The sequence below is a fragment of the Cupriavidus sp. BIS7 genome (genome assembly GCF_000292345.1).
Taxonomy (GTDB): Bacteria; Pseudomonadota; Gammaproteobacteria; order Burkholderiales; family Burkholderiaceae; genus Cupriavidus.
In genome coordinates this window covers 1-20,213 of sequence record NZ_ALOU01000045.1, presented here as the reverse complement: position 1 = coordinate 20,213, position 20,213 = coordinate 1, and the positions used below count along the sequence as shown (strand labels likewise).

Genomic DNA, 20,213 nt, shown 5'->3' with positions numbered 1-20,213 from the left:
TTGTGCGACATACAAGGGGCAAGGGGAGAGGGCCAGCGCATCAAGCACCGACCACGCCTACTTCAAGCTCCCCACCGTCGCATCCTCGCTCCACCACCCACCCCCAAGCGCCTGCATCAGCGCGGCTGAATCGGCCAGCCGCGTGGCGCGTGCCTGCGAGAGGTCCAGTGCCGCCTGGCGTGCCTGCCGAACCGCGTCCAGCAGCGTGAGTTGGCTCACGCCGCCAAGCCGGTACTGCTCGCTGACGATATCAAGCGTGTCATGGGTCTGCCGTGCGTTGTCCGCGCGCGCCTGCAGCGTGCCCGCATCGGCATCGAGCGCTCGCAGCGCGTCGGCCACGTTCTGCAGGCCCTGCAGCACGGCTTGCCGATACGCGCCGAGCGACTGCTCGTAGGCCGCCTCTTTCGCGCGCTTCTGCGCACGCAGTTCGCCGCCATGAAACACCGGCTGTACCACGCCAGCCGCAAGGCTCCAGACGTTGAAGCTGTTGAACAGGTCGCTCATGCGCATCGCCTGCGTGCCGCCACTGGCGGTCAGCGTGATCTGCGGGTACAGGTTGGCGGTTGCCACGCCGATATCGGCCGATGCCTGATGCAGCAACGCTTCGGCCGCGCGTATGTCGGGGCGGCGGCGCGCCAGTTCTGACGGCAGGCTTACGGGCAGCGTCTCGGGCAGCTGCATGTCCTCGATGCGGAACTCCGGAAGCTGCGCGCTGGCCGGCGTCTGGCCCGTGTAGACGGCAAGCTGGTGGCGCGTGGCATCAACCTGCTGCGACAGGCCCGGTATCAGCGCCTGCGTCTGCGCCAGTTCGGACTGCTGGCGCTGCACATCGACGCGCGCAACGCCGCCCTGGCTGAGCCGCTGCTGCATGATCGCAAGCTGGCGCTGCTGTGCCTCGGCAATGGCCACGGTGTCGGCCAGCTGCGCGCGCAGGCCCGCTTCGCGGATTGCCGCCGTGGCTACGTTGGCGGCCAGCGAGAGCCGAGCCGCTTCAAGCTCGTAGCGCTGATAGTCGACGGCTGCCTGCAGGCCTTCCAGTTCGCGGCGCTGCCCGCCGAACAGGTCCAGCACGTAGGACACCTGGACGCTGGCGTTGTAGAGCGTGAACGGGCCGGGGCTCGGGAATTGCGTGATGCCGACCGATTGCAGATTGACCTGCTGCCGCGTGGCGTTGAAGTTCGCATCGACCTGCGGGAAGCGCGTGGCGCCGGTGCGGGCTGCGAGGTTCTCCTGCGCCTCGCGCAGCCGCGCCTGCGCCTGCGTCAATGTCGGGCTGTTGGCCAGCGCCATCCGGATCGTCTCGTCGAGCTGCGGATTGCGGAACAGCGTCCACCATTGCGCCGGTACGCCGCCCGCCACCAGCGTTTGCGTGGGATAGCCCTTTGATGCGAGTTGTTCGGGCTGCGGGCCGGGTGTGTAGTGTGCGTCGGTTGGCGCATCGGGCGTATGGAAATCGGGGCCGACGGCACAGCCGGCCGCGAGTGCGGCGGCAGCGCATGCCAGCAGGACGGGGATCGCACGCACGGTGGTCTCCTTTCAGTCGAGCGTGCGCTTGTAGAAGCGCACGGCAATGGTCAGGACGATGACGGTGAACAGCGCCACGGGCCATACGTTCGGCCAGAGCTCGATCCACCCGCTGCCCTTGAGCATGATGCTGCGGACCATCCGGTTGAAGTACGTCATCGGCAGCACGTTGCCGATCCACTGCGCCCACGTCGGCATGCCCGCGAACGGGAACATGAAGCCGGAAAGCAGGATGTTGGGCAGGAAGTAGAAGAACGTGAGCTGCACGGCCTGGAGCTGGTTGCTGGCCAGCGACGACAGCGTGATGCCGACCGTCAGGTTGGCCGCGATGAACAGCAGCGCGGCCAGGTACACGGCCACCACCGAACCGAGGAACGGCACGCCGAACACGAAGTGTGCCGCCAGCACGATGATCGTCGCCTGGATCAGGCCGATGAAGATGTACGGGATGATCTTGCCGGAGATGACCTCGATCGGCTGCACTGGCGTGGCCAGCAGGTTCTCCATCGTGCCGCGCTCGCGTTCGCGCGTCATGGCCAGGCCGGTCATCATCACCATCGTCATCGTCAGGATCGTGCCCATCAGCCCCGGCACGATGTTGTACTGCGTGATGCCCTCGGGGTTATAGAGCCGGTGGATATTGACGTCGAACGCGGGCTGCCCGCCGGCCAGCGGTGCCAGCGCACCTTTCAGGTCGATGCGCGCGACCGAGGACGGCAACTGCATCAGCGAGCCGATCGCCGGGCCGGTGGCCGAAGGATCGGTGGCATCGGCTTCCACGAGGATGGATGGACGATCGCCATGCAGCAGGCGCCGAGAGAAGTCGGCGGGAATGTTGACGACGAACTGCACATCGCCGCGTAGCAACGCCTCACGGCCGGAGGCCTCGTCAGGGTACGTGCGCACCACCTTGAAATACGTGGTGTTGTCCAGCGCCGCGACGAACGTGCGCGAGAAATCGCTGTGCTCGGCCACGATGACCGCAGTGGGCATGTGCCGTGGATCGCTGTTGATGGCAAAGCCGAACAGCAGCAGCTGGATGATCGGTATGCCGACGATCATGCCGAACGTGACGCGGTCGCGGCGTAGCTGGAGGAACTCCTTCAGGACGATGCTCCACCAGCGCTGCACGGAAAAGCGAGGGAGATGGGTGCGAGCTGCGTTCATGTGGCCCCCTTTCCGTTACCGGAAGCGTTGCCGGATGCGCCACCGGCAGTGCTGCCGGCCTTCGGTGACTGCGCTGCCGCGTTGTCCTGCGCGCCGCCCATCATGTGGATGAAGACGTCTTCGAGGTTGGTTTCGATCTGCTCGATACGGTGCCCCATACCCGCGTACTGCCGCAGCGACTGTTCCAGCGCCGTCGCGTCCTTGCCGGTCACATGCAGCGCGGTGCCGAACACCACGGTCTGGTCGATGCCCGGCTTGCCCTGCAGCTTCGCCGAAAGCTCGGCCAGTTCGTCGCCTTCCACGCTCCATGTGGTCAGGTCCTGGCTGGCCACCACTTCGGCGGCCGTGCCTTGCGCCAGCAGCTTGCCGTAGGCGATGTAGGCGAGCTTGTGGCAGCGTTCGGCTTCGTCCATGTAGTGCGTGCTGACCAACACCGAGATGCCGCGTGCGGCCAACTGGTGCAACTGCTCCCAGAAGTCGCGGCGCGCCTTGGGGTCCACGCCAGCCGTCGGTTCGTCGAGCAGCAGCAGCCGTGGCTCGTGCAGCAGGCAGGCGGCCAGCGCCAGCCGCTGCTTCCAGCCGCCCGACAGCGCGCCGGCCAGTTGCTCGGCGCGCGAATGCAGGCCGAGGTCTTCAAGCGCCCGTTCCACGACTTCACGCCGGTTCGGCATGTCGTAGACGCGCGCCACGAAGTCCAGGTTCTCGCGGATCGACAGGTCTTCCCAGTACGAGAAGCGCTGCGTCATATAGCCGACGTTGCGCTTGATCTCGGAGGACTCCTTGATGATGTCGTAGCCAAGGCAGGTGCCCGTGCCCGAGTCGGGCGTCAGCAGCCCGCACATCATCCGGATCGACGTGGTCTTGCCGCTGCCGTTCGGGCCAAGGAAGCCGAAGATCTCCCCACGGGCCACCTGCATCGTCAGGTTGTTGACCACATGCTTGTCGCCGAAGCGCTTGTTGAGGTCGTGGACATCGATGGCCAGTTCGCCGTTCATGATTGCCTGGCCTCCTTGCCGTCCATGACCGCCTTGACCTCCACCGGCTGGCCCGGGCGCAGCTTCGGCGCGTCCGCGGGGGTGGGGCGTGCCTCGATCAGGAACACGAGCTTGCGGCGCGTCTCGTTGCTGTAGATGACCGGGGGCGTGAATTCGGCTTCGTTCGAGACGTAAGTGATCCTGGCCGGCACCGGGGCCGCGCAACCGTCGCAATGGATCTGGATGGCCTGCCCGTTCTTCAGTGACCCCACCACGGCTTCCGGTACGAAAAAGCGCACCTTGACGTTGCCGGGCGGCAGCATGCGTACCACGGGGCTGCCGGCGGGCACCCATTCGCCCGGGCGGAACGGCACGTCGTAGACCAGGCCCGCCGCGGTGGCGTTGACGAACTTGCGCGAGAGCTTCCACTCGGCCTGCGCCAGCGCGGCGCGGGCGGCTTCCACCTGTGCGCGCTGCGCGGCGAGCTGGTCGTTGCGGCCGGGCAGGCGTGCAACGTCGACTTCGCGCTGCATCTCGCGCACGCGTGCGGCATCGGCGTCGGCCGTGCCACGGCTGTCGTCGAACTGCTGCTTCGATACGCCGCCGATCTTGTACTGCGCTTCGTCGCGCGCGAACTGTGCCGCACTGCGCTGGGCCTGCGCCCGCGCCTGTGCGAGCTGCGCCTGGTTGACGGCCACTTCCACGGGACGCTTGCCAACCTGGATATCGGCAAGCTGGGCTTCGGCCGCGCGTACCTGTTCGGCGGCCTGCTGGCGCGCGGCGCGCTCGTCGTCGGATTCGAGCACGAACAGCGGCGCGCCGTCGGCCACCTGCTGGCCGCGCTCGACCGAGAGCTTTTCCAGACGGCCGGCGAATGGCGAGGCCACCGATACGAATTCGCCTTCGACATAGCCTTGCCAGGTGCCGGAATTGTCGTTGCTGCAGGCGGCCAGCGCCGTGACGAGCGCCAGCAGCGACCATGTGGGCCATGTGGGCCATGCGGGCCATGCGAGACGGGAGACGGGTTTGGACATACGGGCTCCGGGTGACTTATTTGTCTGGGGTGAGATCACCGGCGAACAGCCCATGAGCGAGCAGGGCGGTGACATGGCGCACGAGCGATTCGGTATCGATCTGCCCGGCGCCGGGAAGGTTGTGCCAGATGTGCGTGGTTGCCAGCGGCAGCAGCGCCAGCCCGACCAGCGACACCATCACGAGGGCGGGTTCAAGGCCGGGCGTGAGCTTGCCTTGCGCGCGCGCCGCCTCCAGCGGCTCCATGACGAGCGAGGCGCGCCGCAGCGCCACACGATGCAGCAGGCGTTCGCGCAGTTGGCCGTCGGTGCCGACGATCTCCCTGATCCACAGGCCGGGGAACCATGGCGTGGCGGCTGCCGTGCGGATGAATCGGCCCGCGAGTGCCGGGATATTCGCCACGACATCACCGGCGGGCGCCGTCGCAATATCGCGGAACACCTGCTCGACCAGCGGCTGCAGGCGCTCGTCGAACACGGCGTCCAGCAGCATTTCGCGGTCGTGGAAGTAGTAATGGACCAGCGCTGGCGTGACACCGGCCTCGGTGGCAATGGCCTTGGTGGACGTGGCGCCGACCCCATGGCGCGCGAACAGCGTCACGGCGGCGTCGATCAGGCGGTCGCGCTGGCCAGCGTCCGTGGTGCGCGCCGTGGGGCGTCCCGGGCGGCGCTGCCGTGCTGGCGCCGTCTGGTCTGGATCGGTTGGGGTGCTGGCTGTCATCTGCAGACTCCAGGCAAGGTTGTCTCAATATTATTTTTCGCGTTAATTAATTCAAGGCAGGTTACAAAGTCGGCGATTGCCCAAGTTGCAATTGCTGCATTGCAACAAGTGCGGTGGACATGCCATCGTGCTTTGGCTATCCTCCGCGCCATTCGAAAGGATTCGCATTCCGATGCGGTATCCGCTGCCTGCCAGCTTTCCTATGCCGTGTTCCCGTCTGCCGGCCGCCCCGCTGCGGCTGCGCCCGAGCTTTGCCAGTTGTCTTGCCGCCGTACTGTTGGCAGGCGGGCTGGCGCTGCCATGGGCCGCGCAGGCGCAGGAATCCGCCGGGGCGGGGCAGGACGCGGCTGCCGATGTGGCGGGCGATGTGGTTGCCGACGTGGAAAGCCCGTTCGCCATTCACGGCCAGACCACCTATATCTGGCAGCGCAAGCCATCGTTCAGCGCGCCGTACACGGGCGATAACAGCCTCACGCCCGATCGCGCCAAGAGCTATTCGTTCACGGCCACGCTCGACCTCGGATTGCGGCTCTGGCAGGGCGCGGAGTTCCACTTCAATCCCGAAGTGGCCCAGGGCGTGCCGTTCTCGGGGTTGCATGGACTTGGCGGTCCGTCCAACGGGGAGTTGGCCAAGACGGCCAGCCCGAACCCCACGTTCTACAGGGCGCGCGCATTCATCCGGCAGACATGGGGGCTTGGCGGCGGCGAAGAAAAGCTCGATGCCGACTTCAACCAGTTCGCGCGCACGGTGGACAAGCAGCGCGTGGTGCTGACCGCCGGCAACTACAGCGTGCTGGACGTGTTCGACCAGAACCCGTACGGCTCCGACCCGCGCACCCAGTTCATGAACTGGTCGTTCCTGACGCACGGGTCGTTCGACTACGCCGCCGACGCGCGCGGCTATGACTGGGGTGTGACGCTCGAGTACGTTGGAGACGAATGGTCCGTCCGCTTCGGCCGTTTCCTGCAGCCGCTTGAATCGAACGGTCAGGAGCTCGATACCCGCATGTTCGAGCACTATGGCGACGTGCTCGAGTTCGAGAAGCGCTACAGGATCGCCGGGCGCCCCGGCCAGGCCCGGCTGCTGCTGTGGCGTAACAAGGCAAAGATGGGCGCGTTCAACGACGCCATCGCGTTTGGACAGGCCAACGGCGTGACGCCCGATGTTGGCGACGTGCGCCGCGAGCATGCAAAGGTCGGCGTGGGTCTGGCGTTCCTGCAGGAAGTCAACGATTCACTGGGAGTGTTCCTGCGCGCCAACTGGTCTGACGACAAGACCGAAACCTACTCGTTCACGGAAATCGGCCGGCAGGTGGCAGCGGGCGGCACGCTCAAGGGCACGGCCTGGGGGCGTCCCAAGGACGAGGTGGGCCTGGGCCTGGCCGTCAACATGCTTGGCCCGGACCACCGCAACTATCTTGCGGCGGGCGGCCTTGGTGCGTTCCTGGGGGATGGGGCGCTGAACTACGGGCCCGAACAGGTGATCGAGCTGTACTACAGCTTTGCGGTGTGGAAGACATTGAGCCTGAGCCCGGATTTCCAGTTCTTGCGCAATCCGGGCTACAACCGCGATCGTGGGCCGGCCAGGTTCTTCGGCATCAGGGCCCACGCGGAGTTTTGAAGCGCGTGGTTGGTGGTTGATGCGCTGGCCCTCTCCCCCGACCCCTCTCCCGCGTAGCGGGAGAGGGGAGCAAACCAGCAGGCTGGGGGAGAGGGTCAGCGTGTGAAATAGCTACCCGACTACTGCCGCGCATTGCGCCGGTTATCCGGCCACGGTGTGTTGTAGTTGGTGCGGAACGGGTTGATGTCCAGCCCGCCGCGCCGCGTATAGCGCGCGTAGACCGCCAGCTTCACCGGCTTGCACATGCGCATCAGGTCAGTGAAGATCCGCTCGACGCATTGCTCGTGGAACTCGTTGTGGTTGCGGAACGAGATCAGGTACTTGAGCAGGCCTTCCTGGTCGATCGGCGCACCCACGTAGCGGATCTGCACGCTGCCCCAGTCTGGCTGGCCCGTGACCAGGCAGTTCGACTTGAGCAGGTGCGATACCAGCGTTTCTTCTACCGGCGACTCTTCCTGGTCGGCGGACAGCAGCGTCGGATCGGGTTCGTAGATATCGGTCTCGATGTCCAACCGGTCCAGCAGCAGCCCATCGAGTTCGCCCATCTTTTGCTTGCCCAGGTCGGCCTCGGTCACCAGCCGCACCTGCACCGAGCCGCCCGTGGCATCGGACAGGTCATGCTGCAACAACTGCTGCAGCGCCTCGGCCGAAGCGATCTTGCTCTGGTTGAACGAGTTCAGGTACAGCTTGAACGACTTGGACTCGACGATGTTCGGCGTATCGGCGGGAATGATGAACGTGGCCAGTGCCACTTGCGGCTTGCCCTTCAGGTTCAGCCACGACACCTCGTAGGCGTTCCAGATGTCCACGCCGAAGAACGGCAGCGCGCGGCCTTCAGGCAGGCCGATTTCCGTGCGCTTCGGTTGGCGCGGAATCGGGAATAGCAGCGTGGGGTCGTATTCGGTCTTGTAGGCCGAGGGCTTGCCCAGCGGCGAGTGCTCAGGAAGCGTCATGGTCGGACTTCAGGAAAGGAACAGCTTGTAGACGGGGTTCTCGGTCTCATCCCAGTGTACGTAACCGAGCGTCGAAAGGAAGCTGCGGAACGCGCGCTTCTCGTTCTTCGGCACCTGGATGCCGACCAGGATGTTCGACGTGTCCGCGCCCTGGTTCCGGTAGTGGAACAGGCTGATGTTCCAGTTCGGGCTCATGCTCGACAGGAACTTCATCAGCGCACCCGGGCGCTCGGGGAATTCGAAGCGATAGAGCAGTTCGTCATGTGCCAGCGGCGAATGGCCGCCGACCATGTAGCGGATGTGCTGCTTGGCCAGTTCGTCGTTGGACAGGTCGAGCGTGTCGAAACCATGGCGGCGGAAATTGGCAGCGATCTTGTCGCTCTCTGCGCGGCTGGCGATCTGCACGCCGACGAAAATATGCGCCACGCCCTTGTCGGCGATCCGGTAGTTGAATTCGGTCACGCTGCGTGTGCCGACCTGTTCGCAGAAGCGCTTGAAGCTGCCGCGTTCCTCGGGGATCGTCACGGCGAAGACCGCCTCGCGCGCTTCACCGACCTCGGCGCGCTCGGCTACGAAGCGCAGGCGGTCGAAGTTCATGTTGGCGCCGCAGGCGATGGCCACCAGGTGCTGGTGCTTGAGCTTCTCGCGCTCGGCGTACGCCTTGAGGCCGGCCACGGCCAGCGCGCCAGCCGGCTCCAGGATGCTGCGCGTGTCCTGGAACACATCCTTCAGGCCCGCGCAGATCGCATCGGTATCGACCAGGATGATGTCGTCGACGAGTTCGCGCGTGATGCGGAACGTTTCCTTGCCCACCAGCTTGACCGCGGTGCCGTCCGAGAACAGGCCCACATCCTTCAGTTCCACGCGCTTGCCCGCATCCACCGAGCGCTTCATTGCGTCGGAGTCGTAGGTCTGCACGCCAATCACCTTGATCTCGGGGCGCACGGCCTTCACGTAGGCCGCGATGCCGGAGATCAGGCCGCCACCGCCGATGGCCACGAAGATTGCGTGGATCGGGCCCGGGTGCTGGCGCAGGATCTCCATTGCGATGGTGCCCTGGCCGGCGATGACTTCGGGATCGTCGAACGGGTGGATGAACGTGAGCTTGTGCTTCTTCTCCAGCTCCGCGGCATGCAGGTAGGCATCGCTATACGAATCGCCATGCAGCACGATCTGCACCCACTCGCCGCCGCGTTCGCGCACGGCGTCGATCTTCACCTGCGGCGTGGTGGTGGGCATGGCGATGATCGCCTTGCACTGCATCCGGGCCGCGGCCAGCGCCACGCCCTGGGCATGGTTGCCCGCCGACGCGGCGATCACGCCGCGCTTGAGTTCGTCGGCGGTGAGCGACGCCATCTTGTTGTACGCCCCACGCAACTTGAAAGAGAACACGGGCTGCGTGTCCTCGCGCTTGAACCAGACCGCATTGCCGGTGCGCGCCGACAGCGCGGGCGCATAGGTCAGTTCGGTCTCCTGGGCCACGTCGTAGACCTTGGCGGTCAGGATTTTTTTGAGATAGTCGGGTTTGGCGGGCGTGCGGGTCATGGTTTGCGAGGGCGTCACCGGGGCAGCGGCAAAAAAACCGGAAAAATCGGCGGAAACCGCCAATGATAATGGATGGCGCACTTCCGGGCGCCACGCTCGTGCGTACCGATTGCAGGTGCCGCAAGCGCCACTGTTGTAGGACAGCGCCCGGTGGACGCCCGTCAAATCGACGTGTTACGGTTTTGCGCGATGCCCCCGCTACATCTCATCGAACCCGATACCGCGCTGTTTCTGGATTTCGACGGCACGCTGGCTGACCTTGCGCCGCGCCCCGACCTGGTTCAGGTCGAACCGGAACTGGTCGGCACGCTGCGTGCGCTGCACACGTGTCTGGACGGCGCATTGGCAATCATCTCGGGCCGGCCCGTGGCCGAGCTGGACTTCTTCCTGCAGCCGCTTACGCTGCCCGCGGCAGGCGTGCACGGCGCCGAACTGCGCCATGACGGCGAAGCGCTCTTCATGCCACCCGAGCCCGGTATCGCGCCGCTGCTGCCACGGCTGGAAGCGCTTGTGGCACGGCACCCGGGCCTGCAGCTCGAACGCAAGTCCGTGGCCGTGGCGATTCACTATCGGCAGGCACCCGAACTCGAAGCGCTGGTCCGCGCGACGGTTGCGGACGTCCTGCGCGGCGCCGTTGGGCTTGAAGGCCTGCCTGGAAAGATGGTGGTCGAGATCAAACCTGCCGGCGTCAACAAGGGCGGCGCGATCGCCACGTTCATGCGCATGGCCCCGTTTGCCGGCCGCCGGCCGCTGTTTGCCGGTGACGACGTGACCGACGAAGCCGGCTTTGCCGTGGCGCGTGAACTCGGCGGATTCGGCGTGCTTGTCGGCGAACGCGCCACGGCCGCCACCGTCAGGGTGACGGGGCCTGCCGCGCTGCGCTGCTGGCTGCACCGCTCCGCCCATGCACTGCTCGAACGCAGGGCGCAACGTGGCGACGCGCCAACGTCCGCTTCAACCCCATCGTCCGCAACGGAGGGCTCGCCGTGAGTGTCCCAATCCCTGCCCAAAACTCCCACGCTGAAGTGCGTGCGGTCAATGCCGATACCAACTGCACTGGCCGCTACGCCGATCCGTCGCTCTCGGTCGGCATGATCGGCAACTGCGCGTTCTCCGCGCTGGTCGATGGGCGCGGCCGCATCGTCTGGTGCTGCATGCCACGCTACGATGGCGATCCGGTGTTCAACGCCTTGCTCGATCCGGGCGAGAACGGCGGCCACTTCGCCATCGAGGTCGAGGATCTGCAGGAGACCAGGCAGTGGTATGAGCCGAACACGGCCGTCCTGCGCACGCAGTTGTTTGACAAGCATGGCAACTGCCTGGAGATCACGGACTTCTGCCCGCGCTTTTTCCGGCTTGGCCGCTACTTTCGCCCGCTGACGCTGGTGCGGCGGATTCGGCCGGTGCGCGGTGCGCCGCGCGTGCGCGTGACAGTGGCGCCGCGCTTCAACTGGGGGCGCATCAAGCCGCAGACGACGCGCGGCAGCAGCCATGTGCGCTACATCGGCGAGGATATGACGCTGCGCATGACCACCAATGCGCCGCTGGCCTATGTGTTGTCGCAAACGCCGTTTCTGGTCATGCGCAATTACGACTTCATCCTTGGCCCCGATGAAACGCTGGCGCACGGCGTGGAGGAGATCGCACGCGATTTCGAGCAGGAGACGACTGCGTACTGGCGCAACTGGAGCCGCCGCCTGGCCGTGCCGCGCGAATGGCAGGACGCGGTGATCCGCGCAGCCATCACGCTGAAGCTCTCGCTCTACGAGGAAACCGGCGCCATCGTGGCCGCGATGACCACGAGCATTCCCGAGGCGCCAGGCAGCGGCCGCAACTGGGACTACCGGTACTGCTGGCTGCGCGACGCGTTTTTCGTGGTTCGCGCGCTCAACAGCCTGTCGGAAGTCGGCACCATGGAGGATTACCTGCGCTGGCTGGCGAACGTCGTCATGCAGTCGCAGGACGGGCATATCCAGCCGCTGTACGGCATCGGGCTGGAACGGGAGCTGCCGGAGAGCATCCTCGACCATCTGGGCGGCTATCGCAACATGGGGCCGGTGCGCGTTGGCAATCAGGCGCAGGAGCACTTCCAGCACGATGTCTACGGCAACGTCGTGCTGGCGGCCGCGCAGGCGTTCCACGATCACCGGCTGCTGCATCGCGGCGGGCCCGCCGAATTCCGGCGGCTCGAGGACGTGGGCGAACAGGCCGTGCGCGTGTTCGGCACGCCCGACGCCGGCATGTGGGAACTGCGCACGCGGGCGCGAATCCATACTTCGTCGGCCCTGATGAGCTGGGTGGCGTGCGACCGGCTGGCCAAGATTGCCGAAAAGCTCGAGCACCCAGGGCGTGCCGCCTATTGGCATGACCACGCCAACACGATGAAGCAGCGCATCCTGGACGAATCCTGGAGTGACGCGCGGCAGGCCTTCGCCGAAAGCTTCGGCGGGCGCGATCTCGATGCGAGCGTGTTGCTGATGGCCGAAGTCAACTTCATCGACCCGAAGGACCCGCGCTTCATCTCGACCGTGAAGGCGTTGGAGGAGTCGCTGTGCGACGGGCCGTTCATGCGCCGCTACGAGGCACCCGACGATTTCGGCAAGCCAGAGACGGCCTTCAACATCTGCACGTTCTGGCGCATCGACGCGCTGGCGCGCATTGGCCGTCGCGACGAAGCGCGCGAGATCTTCGAGGCCATGCTGGCCGCGCGCAATCCGCTGGGGCTGATGTCGGAGGACACCCACCCGGTGACCGGGGAGATGTGGGGCAACTTCCCGCAGACCTATTCGATGGTTGGCCTGATCAATGGCGCCATGCGGCTGTCGGCCCCCTGGGACAGTGTGATCTGAGAAACGAGACATGGGCAGACTAGTGGCGGTTTCGAACCGGGTTGCCGACCCGCGCAACCATGCAGCGGGCGGACTGGCCGTGGCGTTGTCCGATGCGCTCGCCAAGACAGGCGGATTGTGGTTCGGCTGGAGCGGCAAGGTGGTGGACGCCAGCCAGGGCGGCACGCCCGGAGAAGGCGAGGTGCACCAGATGCAGGCGGGCAACGTCACGCTGGCCACGGTGGACTTGAGCCGCGAGGACTACGAGGCGTACTACCTTGGCTACAGCAACGGCGTGCTGTGGCCGGTGTTCCACTACCGGGTGGACCTAGCCGACTTCGACGCCGGCGGCAACCTGAACGCCTACCGCCGCGTGAACCAGCTCTTTGCGCGCAAGCTGGCGCCGATGCTGAAGCCCGACGATGTGATCTGGATCCACGACTACCACCTGATTCCGCTGGCGGCGGAGTTGCGGGCAATCGGCTGCGGGCAGCGCATCGGCTTCTTCCTGCACATCCCGTTGCCGCCACGGCTGATCCTGGCCACCATCCCGCAGCACGAATGGCTGATGCGCGCGCTGTTCGCCTACGACCTGCTCGGCTTCCAGAGCCACGACGACCTCGAACACTTCTCGCGCTACGTGCAGGGCGAGGCCGGCGCCGAGCCAATGGGCGAGTACCGCTTCCGTGCGTTCCATCGCACGGTGCGCGCGCAGTCGTTTCCGATCGGCATCGACGTCGACGAATTCATCGAACTCGGGCGAGGCGATGAAGCGCGCGAGACGTACGAGATGATGCTAGGCCAGTACGCGCGGCGCAGGTTGCTGCTGGGCATCGACCGGCTCGACTACTCGAAAGGCCTGCCGCAACGGCTCAAGGCGTTCCAGACGCTGCTGGCCGAGTATCCCGAGAACCGTTCGAGCGCCACGCTGATCCAGATTGCCGCGCCGTCGCGGGAACTGGTCGACGCCTACGCGGACCTGCGGCGCGACATGGAAGGCATTACGGGCGCGATCAATGGCGAGTATGGCGAGCTCGACTGGATGCCGGTGCGTTACATCCACCGGGCCACGTCACGGCGCCGTCTGCCCGGCCTGTGCCGCGCCAGCAGCGTGGCGCTGGTCACGCCGCTGCGCGACGGCATGAACCTGGTCGCAAAGGAATACATCGCGGCCCAGGACCCCGAGGATCCCGGCGTACTGGTGCTATCGCGCTTCGCCGGCGCGGCGGAGCAGCTCAAGGAGGCGCTGCTGGTCAATCCCTACGATACGCGCGCCACGGCGCAGGCAATTCAGCAGGCATTGCACATGTCGCTATCGGAACGCCAGGCGCGGCATCAGAAGTTGCTGGAACGGATACGCCAGCACGATGTGCACTGGTGGAGTGGGGAATATCTGCGGGCGCTGATGGAGACGGAAGGGGGGTGATGGATGCCATCGCTCAGCCCTTTCGTACGTCTTCCAAATTTGGTGGTGAATTACTGCATCCGGAATGGTTGGGTGGCAGCATGCCAAGTTGACGAAAGAACAAGGTTTCTACTATTTGAGTTGTAGAGCAACTTTGCTAAAAGCGAGAGAATCGTTTTCAGTAAAGGGCGAAGAAATGAGCAACTCAGCGCAGCAGTTCCCTTTCTTGGAGAAATACCTGATCGGTCCGCTATGGAGGCTCAAAGGCAATGCATGCACTGCCGTGGATGCGAATGAGTTCGCGCTATCCATGGACCGAGCGGCTCCGCCGCTACGGGATCAGCCACCGCCACCGCCTCCGCCCAAGCCCAAAGAGCCACCAAAGCCAAAGGAACCGCCCAAGCCGCTACTGGTCAGCCTGATAGAAGCCGCCTCAAAGTTTAATGACTGGGTCCACAGCGCGCCAGCAACCGGACCTGCACCAACACCTGTAGTGCATCGCGGTCTTCCGCCTATCGTCACCCGTCACCGTCTACCGCCATTTGACCTGCAAGACGTTCCCAAGGCCATGGACCGCCTGGGCTGGCCCGTCGCGGCGAAGCTCCAACGCAAGTGGTTTGCCGGGGAATTGAACTACGCGAACACCGACAAGGGCGCGGTCTTGGGCATCAACCAGGACGGCAATCCATTCCCGCCCAATATGATCGACACCACGACGATCAAGATGGACTGGGTCCTCAAGTTCCCGCGTGCAAAAGCTAAGCTGGACGAACTACTGGAGGAGAAGCTATTCAACCCGGATGCAGAAAGGGTCTTGCGCTTCATGTCAAGGAATTGGGAGTCGTCGCCGTACGTGATCGACGCATGGAAGCGCTGCGACGGCGACTGGCAGAAATTTCACCTTGGGTATCAGTATCAATTGGCCACCGTCGACAGCGACTGGGTTAGCAAGGGCTTGATGCTCGGAGCGGGCTCAGTGACGCCAGTGCTGATGGACGACTTATATGGAGCATTGGGGGCATTTTCGTTCAATGCAGCCCTCAGCAAGTTCACGTATTTCAACGGGCGGCTGAAGATCTTCGAGATCAACTACTACGTCCGTGATGTGTTTACCTTTCACGACAGAACTGACCGCAATCATGAGGCGACTGGCACCCAATATTTGGGCAACTGGAACAAGTACGGTCTAATTGTTGTGCCCGAGTACGCCGTGCTCGGGAACGTATCGAAAGCGCAGATGCCGCCCGTCGCTCGGAATGCAAAGGTCGACAAGGAGAATGTCTTCTACACCGTGCGAAACCTCGACTATCGGGAATGGCAGTTGAAGCATCGACAAGGTGGCGATTTGGTCTTGTACTCGAATCGCTACTACATGAGGCTTCGTGAACCGATGGTCTTTGATTTCAACCGATGATGCGATTTCCGAAAATTGGCCTGGGTGTGCTCTTGTCCATCCTGCTTGTTTGGTACGGCGCCGGGGCATATTACCGATTCACTGCTGGTGAGTGTGAGCGCGAAACCGAGGGAGCATATATTGGCGAGCATTGCTATCTGGCCTTGCGCGACAGTTCGCTCTTCCGTCTCTATGACGCAAAATCGGGCGAAAAGCTGGCCGAACGCAACTTCACGGAGATCGACATACCACGCATCATATGGAGCGATGACCGTGTCATCTACGATCTCGGGGCCAGTCCCTCAGGCTATATTTCGCTTCCTCCAACGTGGCTTGACCGTGTGCGGGCGAAACTGCCTTGAGATGCCTAATCCGGCGCGGCCGCACAACCCGGCGGACCGGGAGAGAGGGTCAAGTACTTCCGATACTTGAGCACCTAACCCAGATCCCCCGGCACATCCACATCCCGGAATGGGCCGTCATCCTCGGTAAGGATGCGCGTGACCGGCTGGGACTTCAGCAGTGCCCGCGCGCCTTCGTCGCCGTCGAGCTTGAGCAGTTCCTCGCGCCATCCAGCACCGAAGCCCACCGGATGGCCGCGCTGGCCGTCGCGCCATGGTGCGGCGATGGTGTCGCGCGAGGTGATCGTCAGGGCCACGGCACGTATCAGTTCCATCGACAGCCACGGCATGTCCGCCAGCGCCACGACCCAGCCGCGCGCGTCGGCGCAGGCAGCCACGCCTGCGCGCAGCGCCGCGCCCATGCCTGCTTCGGCGTCGGCTGACTCGATCACCCTGCAGCCGCCGCGGCGCAATTCTTCCGATAGTTCCGGATGACCGGGGCGCACCACGGCGATGGAGTCGGGCAGCGCCGCCGCCAGCGTGCGCGCGCTGCGCCATGCGACGGTGCGGCCATCTGGCAGCTTCTCCAGCAGCTTGTTGCGCGTGCCTGCCGGGTCGAAGCGGCGGCCGAAGCCGGCTGCCAGCAGGATGCCGGTGGGCAGGTCCAATTGGGACAACGCTCGCTTTGTCATGGCTGTGCGGCCGAGTCGGCTGGCAGGACCGGGCAGCTTGCTTCCCCGGCAGCGATTTCACGTGCGGCTTTCGCGCCTTCCACCTGCAGGATGTCAGGCAGCGACACATGGTTCTTTGCCGCGATCACTTCGGCCAGGATCGAGATGGCGATCTCGGGCGGCGTGCGGCTGCCGATATAGATGCCAACCGGCCCGTGCAGGCGCGCGAGCTGAAGCTCGGTCAGGTCGAATTCCTTGAGGCGCTCGCGACGTGCGTGGTTATTGCGGCGCGAGCCGAGCGCGCCGACGTAGAACGCCGGGGTGCGCAGCGCTTCCATCAATGCGAGGTCGTCGAGCTTCGGGTCGTGCGTCAGGGCAATCACCGCGCAGCGCTCGTCGAGCTTCATTTCCATGACCGTGTCGTCGGGCATCGTGCGCACCATCGTCACGCCGGCAATGTCCCAGGTCTCCGTGTATTCCTCACGCGGGTCGCAGACGGTGATCTGGAAGCCCAGCCCCACTGCGATCTGGCACAGGTATTTCGACAACTGCCCCGCCCCGATGACCAGCATGCGGTAGCGCGGGCCGTGGATCGTCAGCAGGGTCGTACCGTCGAACGCGAGGCCGTCGGTAGCCTCGGCATGACCGAGAGTGGCCGCGCCGCTTGTCATGTCGAGCGTGCGAGCAACGAGCCTGCCGTTCTCGACGGCTTCGAGCAGCTCGGCGATGCCGCTGGCTGCCGACAACGGCTCGGTGACGAGTTCGATCGTGCCGCCGCACGGCAGGCCGAAACGGGTCGCTTCCTCGGCGCTGATGCCGTACTTGATCGTTTCGGGGCACCCCGATCGGATGCCCTCGCGCCGCACGCGATCAATGATGTCGTCCTCGATGCAGCCGCCCGAGACCGAACCCGCCACGAGGCCATCGTCGCGCACCGCCAGCATGGCGCCTTCGGGGCGCGGGGACGAGCCCCAGGTTCTGACTACCGTAACCAGCAATACACCATGCCCTTCGTGCTGCCAGCGCACACTGCTTTTCAGGACTTCGAGATCCACGCTGTCCATGATCGTTTCCGCTTTGTTCCTGTTTCCTCACCACCGTCGGCGCTTTTCCCGCCGTCGGTTGCCTCGTTTGTATCGTCGTTGTTCTCTGCTTCGTTCGCGCCACCGCCGCTCACGGCTTCGGTGAAGCGGGCGAAAAACGTGTCGGCCATCTTGCGCGCGGCGGCATCCACCAGCCGCGAGCCGATCTGCGCGATCTTGCCGCCGACCTGCGCATGCACCACGTACGTGAGTAGCGTCTCGTCGCCTTCCGGCGTCAGCGAGACCTGCGCGGACCCCTTGCCGAAACCGGCTGCACCGCCCTGTCCGTCGAACTGGATCGTGTAGCTTTCCGGCGCCCGGATGTCCTGCAGTGCCATGCGGCCCTTGAAGCGCGCCTTGACCGGCCCCACTGCTGCCGTCAGCGCCAGCAGGTAGGCGTTTTCGCCGTCGGGCTCGATGCTCTCACATCCTGGAATACATTGCTTGAGCAGGTCCGTGTCGTTCAAGGCCTCCCAGGCGACCTGCTGAGGCACTGGCAGACGCTGCGTCTGGTTCATTTCCATGATGGATATCCTTGTGCGGGGCGTGGTTGTTTTACAGGTGGAACGCGCGGAGGGCTGGCCAGCAGCGATTCCAGTGCGAACAGGCTGTCAAGGTTGTGTGCGGGGCGCAGCGCGTCTACGTGGGGCAGGATGGCCTGCATGCCACGCGCCTGTGGCGAGAAGCCCGCATAACGCAGCAGCGGGTTGAGCCAGATGATGCGATGCGCAAACCGGCGCAGGCGCGTCATTTCCTGTTCGAGCAGGTCGATGTGCTCCAGATCGATGCCATCGCTGACAAACAGCACGGTGGCACGCCCGGACAGCGTGCGGCGCGCCCACTGCCGGTTGAATGCGGCCAGCGCCGCGCCGATGCGGGTGCCGCCGGCCCAGTCGCGCACCTGTTCGGTGATCAGGTTCACCGCATCGTCGGGATCGCGCTCGCGCAGGGCACGCGTCACATTGGTCAGCCGCGTGCCGAACAGAAATACGTGCAGCCGCTCGCGCGACTGCGTCAGTGCATGACAGAAATACAGCACCGCACGCGAGTACTGGCTCATCGACCCCGAGATGTCGAGCAGCAATACCACGGGTGGTCTGCGTTCGGTGCGCTTGCGGTACTTCCAGCGCAGCCATTCGCCATGCTGACGCACCGCCTGCCGCGCGCTCGCGCGCAGGTCGGCATGCGTACCGCAGGCGGAAGCGCGCAGGCGCCGGGTCTTCTCCAGCGCCAGATGCGTGCGCCGCGTACGCACCAGATGCTGCAGCGCACGCCATTCGTCGGCGTTCAGCGTTTCGAAGTCTCGCGCGGCCAGCCGTTCCTGGTCAGAAAACGTGAGCGGGGCGGTGAAGCGTTCTTCGCGCTGCGGCGGGTCTGGCCGGGCGGTTGCCGGCTGACGCGCAGCCAGTGCATCGGCCAGCCGGTTGCTGCGCTTCGGTGGCGGGGCGCCGGCATCGACGCGCGGCAGCAGCAGCGCGCGCAGCTTGCCTTCCCAATCGGGATCGCGCCAGAACAGGTCGAACGCAGCATCGAACAGCGGACGCTGGTCAGGGCCCGACAACACCAGCGCAGCCAGCGCCGCACGGACCTCGTCGCGCGTGCCGATATCGACGTAGCGCAATGCTTCGAGCGCATCGACGGCATGGGCGGGCGACAGGCCGAAGCCCGCATCGCGCAGCAGCCGCATGAAATGCGTGACGTTGCGCGCCAGCATCGGCAGCGAATGCGGCGGCTTGCCATGCAGGACGGTGGGTGCAGCGTGCGGCATGGTCAGGCTGCCGGTGCGGCACCGGCAAGAAGTTCGGCGACGGTCGGACCATCGGCACGTGCAAGGTCGTCCTGGTACTTGAGCAGGACGCCAAGCGTGTCGCGCACCGATTCCGGATCAAGCTCGGTGACGCCGAGCGCAGAGAGGGCGCGGCACCAGTCGATCGCCTCGGCGATGCCGGGCGCCTTGAACAGGTCTATCCCTCGCAGCCGGTGGATGAAGTCGACGGCCTGCAACTGCAGCGCCGTGGCTGCTTCTGGTGCACGCGCGGCCACGATCTGCAGCTCGCGGTCGCGCCCCGGGTAGCCCATCCACTGGTAAAGGCAGCGGCGTTTGAGCGCGTCGTGTACCTCGCGCGTGCGGTTCGACGTGATGACGATCAGCGGTGGGCGTTCCGCACGGACCACGCCGATCTCGGGGATCGATACCTGGTATTCGGACAGCACTTCCAGCAGGAACGCTTCGAACGGCTCGTCTGCACGATCGATCTCGTCGATCAGCAGCACACGCGGAACGCCGGGCGCAGCCGGGTCCGGCAGCAGCGCTTCAAGCAGCGGGCGCTTGAGCAGGTAGTCGTCGTGATAGAGCGACTGCTGCTCGGGCCGTTCGCCACGTGCTTCGGCCAGGCGCAGCGCCATGATCTGGCGCGGATAGTCCCATTCGTAGAGCGCGCTGGCGGCGTCGAGCCCTTCATAGCACTGCAGCCGCAGCAGACGCGTGCCGAGCGCCCCGGCCATGGCCTGCGCCAGCGCCGTCTTGCCGACGCCAGGTTCGCCTTCAAGGAACAATGGGCGCTGCATGCGGAGCGCGAGATACAGCACGGTAGCGGTCTCGCGATCGGCGAAGTACTGCTGTTTTTCAAGCAGCGAAATTGTTTGGTCAATGGAGGTTGGGAGCATGTCTACTTTGCGAAAGCCGTCACCACGCGCTCCCCTCTCCCACTTGTGGGAGAGGGGTTGGGGGAGAGGGCAATGCGGTTCTGCTTGCCACCTGTCGCAATTTGAACCACCGCGCCCTCTCCCCCAGCCCCTCTCCCGCCGTGCGGGAGAGGGGAGAAAAAAATGGTGCTTCAGGTGCCATAGGTCTGCTCCCCTCTCCCACTTGTGGGAGAGGGGTTGGGGGAGAGGGTAATGCGGTCCTGCTTGCCACCTGTCGCAATTTGAACCACCGCGCCCTCTCCCCCGGCCCC

At 65.0% G+C, this 20,213-nt stretch carries 18 protein-coding genes; 6 read left to right on the top strand and 12 right to left on the bottom strand.

Annotation, left to right across the window (positions count from 1 at the left end):
- Positions 1 to 57 precede the first annotated feature (57 nt).
- Genes B552_RS0116405 through B552_RS0116385 form a run of 5 tightly spaced genes read right to left on the bottom strand, consistent with a single transcriptional unit; the run spans position 58 to position 5,417 of the window.
- Positions 58 to 1,524: an efflux transporter outer membrane subunit gene (locus B552_RS0116405; protein ID WP_019450129.1), complete on the bottom strand. Its 1,467-nt coding sequence runs from the start codon at positions 1,522 to 1,524 to the stop codon at positions 58 to 60.
- A gap of 12 nt (positions 1,525 to 1,536) precedes the next feature.
- The gene (locus B552_RS0116400) at positions 1,537 to 2,691 is read right to left on the bottom strand and encodes an ABC transporter permease (RefSeq protein ID WP_019450128.1); all 1,155 of its coding nucleotides are present in this window, start codon (positions 2,689 to 2,691) and stop codon (positions 1,537 to 1,539) included.
- The gene (locus tag B552_RS0116395; RefSeq protein WP_019450127.1) at positions 2,688 to 3,686 is read right to left on the bottom strand and encodes an ABC transporter ATP-binding protein; all 999 of its coding nucleotides are present in this window, start codon (positions 3,684 to 3,686) and stop codon (positions 2,688 to 2,690) included. Before B552_RS0116395 ends, B552_RS0116400 begins: the two co-directional genes overlap by 4 nt.
- Positions 3,683 to 4,699: an HlyD family efflux transporter periplasmic adaptor subunit gene (locus B552_RS0116390; RefSeq protein WP_019450126.1), complete on the bottom strand. Its 1,017-nt coding sequence runs from the start codon at positions 4,697 to 4,699 to the stop codon at positions 3,683 to 3,685. Before B552_RS0116390 ends, B552_RS0116395 begins: the two co-directional genes overlap by 4 nt.
- 16 nt (positions 4,700 to 4,715) lie before the next feature.
- On the bottom strand, positions 4,716 to 5,417 hold the full coding sequence (locus B552_RS0116385; protein ID WP_019450125.1) for a TetR/AcrR family transcriptional regulator: 702 nt from the start codon (positions 5,415 to 5,417) through the stop codon (positions 4,716 to 4,718).
- Between the two features lie 202 nt (positions 5,418 to 5,619).
- Between B552_RS0116385 and B552_RS0116380 the strand changes: the two genes are divergently transcribed.
- On the top strand, positions 5,620 to 7,038 hold the full coding sequence (locus tag B552_RS0116380) for a carbohydrate porin (RefSeq protein WP_083860304.1): 1,419 nt from the start codon (positions 5,620 to 5,622) through the stop codon (positions 7,036 to 7,038).
- A gap of 119 nt (positions 7,039 to 7,157) precedes the next feature.
- Here the strand turns inward: B552_RS0116380 and queF are convergent, their stop codons facing one another.
- Together queF and ilvA are read right to left on the bottom strand one after the other, a co-directional pair.
- A complete protein-coding gene (gene queF / locus B552_RS0116375; protein WP_019450123.1) occupies positions 7,158 to 7,991 on the bottom strand; it encodes an NADPH-dependent 7-cyano-7-deazaguanine reductase QueF in 834 nt (277 codons plus the stop codon).
- A gap of 9 nt (positions 7,992 to 8,000) precedes the next feature.
- Positions 8,001 to 9,536 carry a threonine ammonia-lyase, biosynthetic gene (ilvA, locus tag B552_RS0116370; protein WP_019450122.1) on the bottom strand — a complete coding sequence of 512 codons (1,536 nt, stop codon included), beginning with the start codon at positions 9,534 to 9,536 and terminating at the stop codon, positions 8,001 to 8,003.
- A gap of 189 nt (positions 9,537 to 9,725) precedes the next feature.
- Here ilvA and otsB point away from each other — a divergent pair, with 189 nt between their 5' ends.
- From otsB to B552_RS0116345, 5 genes are all read left to right on the top strand, one after another.
- A complete protein-coding gene (gene otsB, locus B552_RS0116365; protein WP_019450121.1) occupies positions 9,726 to 10,526 on the top strand; it encodes a trehalose-phosphatase in 801 nt (266 codons plus the stop codon).
- Positions 10,527 to 10,561: 35 nt separating this feature from the next.
- On the top strand, positions 10,562 to 12,385 hold the full coding sequence (locus B552_RS0116360; RefSeq protein WP_019450120.1) for a glycoside hydrolase family 15 protein: 1,824 nt from the start codon (positions 10,562 to 10,564) through the stop codon (positions 12,383 to 12,385).
- 10 nt (positions 12,386 to 12,395) lie between these two features.
- Entirely contained in the window at positions 12,396 to 13,790 is a 1,395-nt protein-coding gene (locus B552_RS0116355) for a trehalose-6-phosphate synthase (protein WP_019450119.1), read from the top strand.
- An 88-nt stretch (positions 13,791 to 13,878) separates the two neighbouring features.
- Positions 13,879 to 15,183, top strand: a complete 1,305-nt coding sequence (locus B552_RS29210) for a DUF6402 family protein (RefSeq protein WP_237718231.1) — start codon at positions 13,879 to 13,881, stop codon at positions 15,181 to 15,183.
- Positions 15,180 to 15,524, top strand: coding sequence for a hypothetical protein (locus B552_RS0116345; RefSeq protein ID WP_019450117.1), 345 nt, complete (start codon positions 15,180 to 15,182; stop codon positions 15,522 to 15,524). The genes B552_RS29210 and B552_RS0116345 overlap by 4 nt, the downstream gene beginning before the upstream one ends.
- 74 nt (positions 15,525 to 15,598) lie before the next feature.
- Here the strand turns inward: B552_RS0116345 and B552_RS0116340 are convergent, their stop codons facing one another.
- Genes B552_RS0116340 through B552_RS0116320 form a run of 5 tightly spaced genes read right to left on the bottom strand, consistent with a single transcriptional unit; the run spans position 15,599 to position 19,923 of the window.
- Positions 15,599 to 16,195: a nucleotidyltransferase family protein gene (locus B552_RS0116340; RefSeq protein WP_026035731.1), complete on the bottom strand. Its 597-nt coding sequence runs from the start codon at positions 16,193 to 16,195 to the stop codon at positions 15,599 to 15,601.
- Entirely contained in the window at positions 16,192 to 17,238 is a 1,047-nt protein-coding gene (locus B552_RS0116335) for an XdhC family protein (protein WP_019450115.1), read from the bottom strand. The genes B552_RS0116340 and B552_RS0116335 overlap by 4 nt, the downstream gene beginning before the upstream one ends.
- The gene (locus tag B552_RS0116330) at positions 17,211 to 17,780 is read right to left on the bottom strand and encodes a carbon monoxide dehydrogenase subunit G (RefSeq protein ID WP_019450114.1); all 570 of its coding nucleotides are present in this window, start codon (positions 17,778 to 17,780) and stop codon (positions 17,211 to 17,213) included. Before B552_RS0116330 ends, B552_RS0116335 begins: the two co-directional genes overlap by 28 nt.
- Entirely contained in the window at positions 17,771 to 19,024 is a 1,254-nt protein-coding gene (locus tag B552_RS0116325) for a VWA domain-containing protein (RefSeq protein WP_019450113.1), read from the bottom strand. The genes B552_RS0116330 and B552_RS0116325 overlap by 10 nt, the downstream gene beginning before the upstream one ends.
- Positions 19,025 to 19,026: 2 nt before the next feature.
- A complete protein-coding gene (locus tag B552_RS0116320) occupies positions 19,027 to 19,923 on the bottom strand; it encodes a MoxR family ATPase (protein ID WP_019450112.1) in 897 nt (298 codons plus the stop codon).
- Positions 19,924 to 20,213 lie beyond the last annotated feature (290 nt).